6 protein-coding genes are annotated in these 5,653 nt (G+C 57.5%); 2 read left to right on the forward strand and 4 right to left on the reverse strand.

From position 1 onward, the window contains the following. Together WA354_RS24945 and WA354_RS24950 are read right to left on the reverse strand one after the other, a co-directional pair. On the reverse strand, positions 1 to 1,008 hold a 1,008-nt coding region (locus tag WA354_RS24945), incomplete at its 3' end, for a hypothetical protein (RefSeq protein WP_472815737.1). After that, the gene (locus WA354_RS24950) at positions 998 to 1,771 is read right to left on the reverse strand and encodes an ABC transporter ATP-binding protein (RefSeq protein ID WP_472815738.1); all 774 of its coding nucleotides are present in this window, start codon (positions 1,769 to 1,771) and stop codon (positions 998 to 1,000) included. The genes WA354_RS24945 and WA354_RS24950, both read right to left, overlap by 11 nt. Positions 1,772 to 1,863: 92 nt before the next feature. Here WA354_RS24950 and WA354_RS24955 point away from each other — a divergent pair, with 92 nt between their 5' ends. Beyond that, positions 1,864 to 2,181, forward strand: coding sequence for a PadR family transcriptional regulator (locus tag WA354_RS24955; protein WP_472815739.1), 318 nt, complete (start codon positions 1,864 to 1,866; stop codon positions 2,179 to 2,181). Next, a complete protein-coding gene (locus WA354_RS24960; protein WP_472815740.1) occupies positions 2,178 to 3,683 on the forward strand; it encodes a hypothetical protein in 1,506 nt (501 codons plus the stop codon). Before WA354_RS24955 ends, WA354_RS24960 begins: the two co-directional genes overlap by 4 nt. A gap of 178 nt (positions 3,684 to 3,861) precedes the next feature. Here WA354_RS24960 and WA354_RS24965 read toward each other — a convergent pair whose 3' ends face one another. After that, a complete protein-coding gene (locus tag WA354_RS24965; protein ID WP_472815741.1) occupies positions 3,862 to 4,920 on the reverse strand; it encodes a glycoside hydrolase family 18 protein in 1,059 nt (352 codons plus the stop codon). Between the two features lie 152 nt (positions 4,921 to 5,072). Further along, on the reverse strand, positions 5,073 to 5,477 hold the full coding sequence (locus WA354_RS24970) for a VOC family protein (RefSeq protein WP_472815742.1): 405 nt from the start codon (positions 5,475 to 5,477) through the stop codon (positions 5,073 to 5,075). Positions 5,478 to 5,653 lie beyond the last annotated feature (176 nt).

Here is a 5,653-nt window from a genome sequence, read left to right on the forward strand (position 1 = left end):
CCGCGCGCGCGGTGGTGCTCCTTCCAGCAGGTACCTCACCCGCCGAAAATACGCAAGCGGATACGCCACTATTCCAATCGCCGCCACTCCAACTAATGCCGCACACCCTCTTCCCGCAAGCTCGTGAAAGACCGGCAACGCAGCCCCACCATCCAACATCACCTGGTACATTCCCAGGAACCAGAATGGCGGAAACCATAACGCCGCGCTGTTGTGCGATTGCAGAAGTGCCGGCGTAACGCCCGACAAAACAGGAAACAACAAAAACAGCATCACCAGCACCGTCACCACCGCGCCCTGCAGCACCAGCGAAATCTTGCGAAACAAACGCTCGCCCATCACCGCCAGCAGCAAGCTCTGCAACGCAACAATAAAAATGGCCGCAAACAGCCCGCTCGCTGCAACCCCGACAATATGGCCCACCAGAAAACTCAGCATATAAACCGGATCGGCCACGACCGGGAACATCAGCGACGCAAGAAAGTTGGCGTCGAACAAGAATCCCACGATGAAAATGCCGATGGCTGCCGAACGCCCCAGAAAAATTCTTCGTTGCTCCAGCGGCAGAGTGCCCAGCACCAGCACATCCAGCAGATCCGGAAAAAACAAATCCCACTCAAACACCGTAATCAGCCCCATCGCCACAAGCGAATACAGCACGAAAAAGAAGTGATGATTCATCTGCACCCAGTAAGGCGGCGGCCCCGGAATCGTATCCGGATGAGGCGGCCACACTATCACTGGGTGATACACCGGCCACAGATATAGTGCCACCACGAATCCCGGCAATCCAGCGGCAAACGCCAGTTGCACCAGTTGAGTCTTACCGTCTTCCTCCGGCGATGCCGTCTCGTGATTGAAGAACCGCTCCAGAAAATGCCTCATCAGCAGCACAAACTGGCTGCGCTCCGGATCGCGCACCGGCCCCATTGCCGCCTGCACATTCAGCGAAAGAACAGCTGGCGCCGCATCGCGCGTCACCAATAACCTCTGAAATTCATCGGCCATGAATCTGCATGACCTCCAGAATTTTCTCCGCGATCGCGCACGTGTCCTGCTGCTCCACCAGTTGCGCAAACACGCTTTCCAGGTTCGGCAAACTCATCAGTGTTTTCAATTCTGAAGGCGCTGCGTCCGCCAGTACGCGCCCTTTCGCAATCACGATCACCCGGTTGCAAACCTGCTCCACCGTCTCCAGCACGTGCGAAATGTACAGCACCGCCTTACCGTCTTTTGCCAGCATCTCCAGCAGATCCTTGAACAGCCGCGCCGAAGCCACATCCAGCCCCGAAAGCGGTTCATCGAAAATCAGCAGCTTCGGATCATGCATCAATGCCGCCGCAATCAGCACCCTCTGGCGCATCCCTTTCGAATACGACGAAATCGGCGAATACTGCCACGATTCCAAATGCAGCAGCTTCAACAGTCCTGTCGCCTTCGCCTCAATCAGCGCCTCGCCCAGTCCGCGCAGCCTTCCTACAAGTTGCAGATACTCAAGCCCTGAAAGATACGCATAAAGCTGCGCCTCCTCGGGCACGTACCCCAGCGATGCGCGATAACCTATCATGTCGTCGCGAATATTCTTGCCCTCAAACAAAACCTTGCCATCATCCGGACGAAGCATCCCCGTAATAATCTTCACGACGGTGGACTTCCCCGCACCGTTCGGCCCGAGGAAACCTACAATCTCGCCGGCAGCTACCTTGAAGTTCACATCTACTACCGCTGGAATAGTTCGATAACTGCGATACAGATGCTGGACTTCAAGCAAAATCGACCTCCTGTCACTATCCTATGTAGCATTCAGCATAATCATTAAAATTCGGTTGTCAAGTAGATTGCTACATAGGTAGAATTCTGCGCATGGCTGCCGAGGCGAAACTCTCGCACACCGCCGCAATGATCCTGCAGGCGATCTCCGCCGACTACCTCTATGGATTCAGCATCATGGAGATGACGGGGCTCCCCAGCGGAACCGTCTACCCCGCCATGCGTCGGCTCGAACGCGACGAGTTGATCCGCTCGCAGTGGGAACGCCAGTCCATCGCCGACGCCGAACAGCGCCCCGCGCGCAAGTACTACAAGCTCACCGCCGCAGGCAGGGCGACGCTCGATGCGTCCCGCAAACGCTATCCGCTGCTTGAGCGCCTCATCTCGACCGAGGAGGCCAAAACCGTATGAAGCAGCCATCCGATGTGGCCATCTCCCTGTTCGACGACGCGCTTCTGCGCACTGCATCGCTGCTTGTCCCCTCCCTCCTTCGCGAGGAATGGCGGCGCGAATGGTCTGCTGAACTCTGGCATGTCCGCCGCTCCTGCATCGGCATCGACGAAACTTTCTCCTGGGAATCTCAGCGCGAAATCACCGGCTTTTGCCTCGGCGCTTTTTCCGATGCGCTCTTCCTGAGAAGTCAGCCTCAAAAAGGATCCCGAGCGCCAGTACATGTCCACGGTTCGGCTGCGCACACTCTCTTATGGCTATTCGCCGTGCTGGCCCTCTGCTTTGCGATCTCCCGCCTGCTTCCCGGTGTCGCGGCCGAGAACGAAGCCACCCGCCACCAGATCAGGCCCGGCGTGCTCCTCGTCAGCGAAACTGCAGCCGACTACAACCAGCCCAGCATCTCCGCCGCCCTCTTTCAGAATTGGAGAACCACGCGCCAACGGTACTTCCAGGAACTTGCTTTCTACTGCGTCTCGCGCGAATCGGCCGACGCCGGACGCGTTTCAACACAATGGAACGTCGCTCACTCAAGCGAAAATCTGTTCTCGCTTCTGGGCCTTCCCATCATCTTCGCAAATCAGGCTGATGCAGACTCAAGTCTTCCGTCCGTCATTCTCAGTCACGACACATGGATGAGTTCCTTCGCGGGCGATCCGCACATCAACGGCCACGCAATCCGCCTCGGCAAAGTTAAAGTGCAGATCGCAGGCGTAGCTCCCGCCGGAGCGTGGCAGCTACCCGGAGCGCCCGACGCCTGGGTGCTCGAGTCCGACGCTCAAATCGCATCCCTGGCGCCGTCCAGGACAAACGGCTACCTCTTTGCTCATCTTTCCCAACGCGGTCAAGCCGAAATGTCCGAGCCCGTTATCTCGATCACCGCCAGCAATCAGGATCACACTGAAATTGATCTGATGGGCGTCCCGATCGCTGACCCGGTTGAAGGCGCCTGGAACATGTATGCATTCGCACTGTTCCTCGCGCTCCTGGCTCTTCCCGCCGTGACCTCCGTCTCTCTCGGTGATACCCACGTCAGCTCTCATCGCCCGTCGGCGAAGCAGCGTATCAGCCGCATCCTGTTCTTCACTGCCAAATTCCTTCTGATCGCGGCCATTGGATTCTGCGCATCGCTCGACCTTGCCTACAGCGGCACCGTAGGCTACTCGCCGCTCGCCGAGTGCCTCCAACTCCTCTGGTGCTTCACCATTTGTCTCTTCGGGTTCCGCTGGGCCGTTGCCGACCAGCGCAAGAGATGCCCGGTCTGCCTGCGCCGCGTCTCCAACCCTGCAACCGTGGGGCTTGCCTCCCGCACCTTCCTCGGCTGGAACGGTACTGAGATGATCTGCATGGGAGGCCACGCACTGCTTCATGTTCCATCCCTGCCCACCAGCTGGTTCAGCGGCCAACGCTGGCTCTACCTTGACAGTTCCTGGGACTTCCTCTTCGCCGACTCTTATGTCTATTGAAGGAGCCGCCTCCCGATCAACCCGGGCCGCCAGGTGCCCCATCCTTGCGACGCCTTTGTCTTTGCCGCGAGGGTGAAACCAAAATCTAAATCAAGCGGCTGTCATCCTGAGCGAGCGCAGCGAGTCGAAGGACCTGCAGTTGTTTCTTCCTCCCTCGCCAACTCCACAGACGCTCAACTCAAAACTTGGAACCCGCCTCACCCAGCCCCTTGTCAATCGCCTGCAACAACGTTCCTTCCGGATCCCCGAAGTACTCCCAGAACATCACGCCTCCCAGCTTGTGATCGCGCACATACGCGCACTTCAAGGCGAGCGATTCGGGATCCTCATACGACACAAAAATGTGCTTCTCTGCGTTATATAAATACGGAGCCTTCGCCGCATCATCCCAGTAACGCGTGAATCCCTGCCCCAGCATTCCGGACACGATCGCGCTGTACTGCGCATTGATTCCAGCAACTGTCTTCCCCGGCTCAAACAATCCGTGATTCTTATCCGGCACCTCGCCCCATGCGCGCCCATAGAACGGCACTCCCAGTAAGATCTTCTCCGAGGGCACTCCAGCCTTTTCATAGGCCCGCACAGTCTCATCAGAAGATGCCTTCTTCGGGTCCGCCGGATCGGCATATAGCGGAGCATGGTGTCCAGTTATCGGGTCAGAACCCGCTTCGTAATAGTCGTAGGTCATCAGGTTCACAGTATCCACATACTTTTGAACCTTCTGCATTTGGGAATGCGCAAGCACATCATCGCCCGCACCCATTGCAACCGTCAGATACAGCCGGTGCCCCGTCTTCTTCGCCTCAGCATTGAAGCGCGCTCGCAGTTCCGCGAGCAGCGCCGTGAAGTTCTGCCCATCCTCCGCTCGGAACGGATGCCCCGCCCCTGTCAGCCCCGGATATTCCCAGTCGATATCCAGCCCGTCAAGGTCATATTGCGTGAGAAACTTCATCACGCTCTCTTCGAACGTGCGACGGCTCTCCACCGTCAATGCCATATTTGAAAAGTTCGTTGACCACAACCATCCACCCACCGACACCAGCACCGTCAGTCGTGGATTCGATTTCCGCAGCGCCGTCAACTGCGCAAAATTCTGCGCGTCCGTATCCGCGCCCAGCACCATACGTCCACCTTGAATATTGGCGAATGCATAGTTGATGCGGGTCAGATATTTTGCGTCGACCTGTCCCGGCGTAAGCGCTGTCCCTCGGGTGAAGACGTACCCCGTCACTTCCATTTTTCCCGAAGTTCGCGGCGCACCAAAGCTTGACGCACAAAATACAGGCGCCACGCAGATAGCAAAACAGAAAAACCTATACATAGAGTGAGCCCAAAACCAATCCATTAGCCCACGCAAATCACACGACCTGCCGGAATTCACGGCCTGCACTACAGCCTTGCTCCCATCGGCTTCTCGTGAATCAGCATCCACGAAGTGCCAAACTTGTCACGTAACTGCGCAAACCGCGACGCAAAAAACGTCTCCTGCAAAGGCATGAACACCTCACCGCCATCGGCCAGCAGCGCAAACAGCCGCTCCGCATCTGCATCGCTCGCCAGGTTCAGTGCCAGATAGGCGCTACGCATCGGCTTCCACCGGTCCGCAGGAACATCGCTGGCCATGATCATCGCCTCGCCGATCGTGATGGTCGCGTGCAGTACGGAATTTTCCATACCCGGCATCACCTTGCTCGGGTCCGGCATATCGCCATGCTTCATCATCATGCCGATCTTGCCGCCCAGGTGCTCCTCGTAAAAACGAAACGCCTCAGCACAATTGCCGCCGTAATTCAAATACGTATTCAATCTCATGGCAACGACACTCCACAAAGAAATCGATGCAACACAAACGGGGCCTGCGATGGAGCCGCGACCGCTCAGCTCAACCAACTCAGCATACGCGCTCACTCTCCGGATGTGGGAACAGCACCCGCCAGGATGATCGGAGCAGTCGGCGTTGTCGACCCTTC

Source organism: Occallatibacter sp. (genome assembly GCF_049802275.1).
Taxonomy (GTDB): Bacteria; Acidobacteriota; Terriglobia; order Terriglobales; family Acidobacteriaceae; genus Telmatobacter.

Coding starts and splice junctions, on each gene's coding strand:
- WA354_RS24960 (WP_472815740.1), top strand. CDS start 2,178: ATGAAGCAGCCATCCGATGTGGCCATCTCCCTGTTCGACGACGCGCTT.
- WA354_RS24965 (WP_472815741.1), bottom strand. CDS start 4,920: ATGGAAGTGACGGGGTACGTCTTCACCCGAGGGACAGCGCTTACGCCG.
- WA354_RS24955 (WP_472815739.1), top strand. CDS start 1,864: ATGGCTGCCGAGGCGAAACTCTCGCACACCGCCGCAATGATCCTGCAG.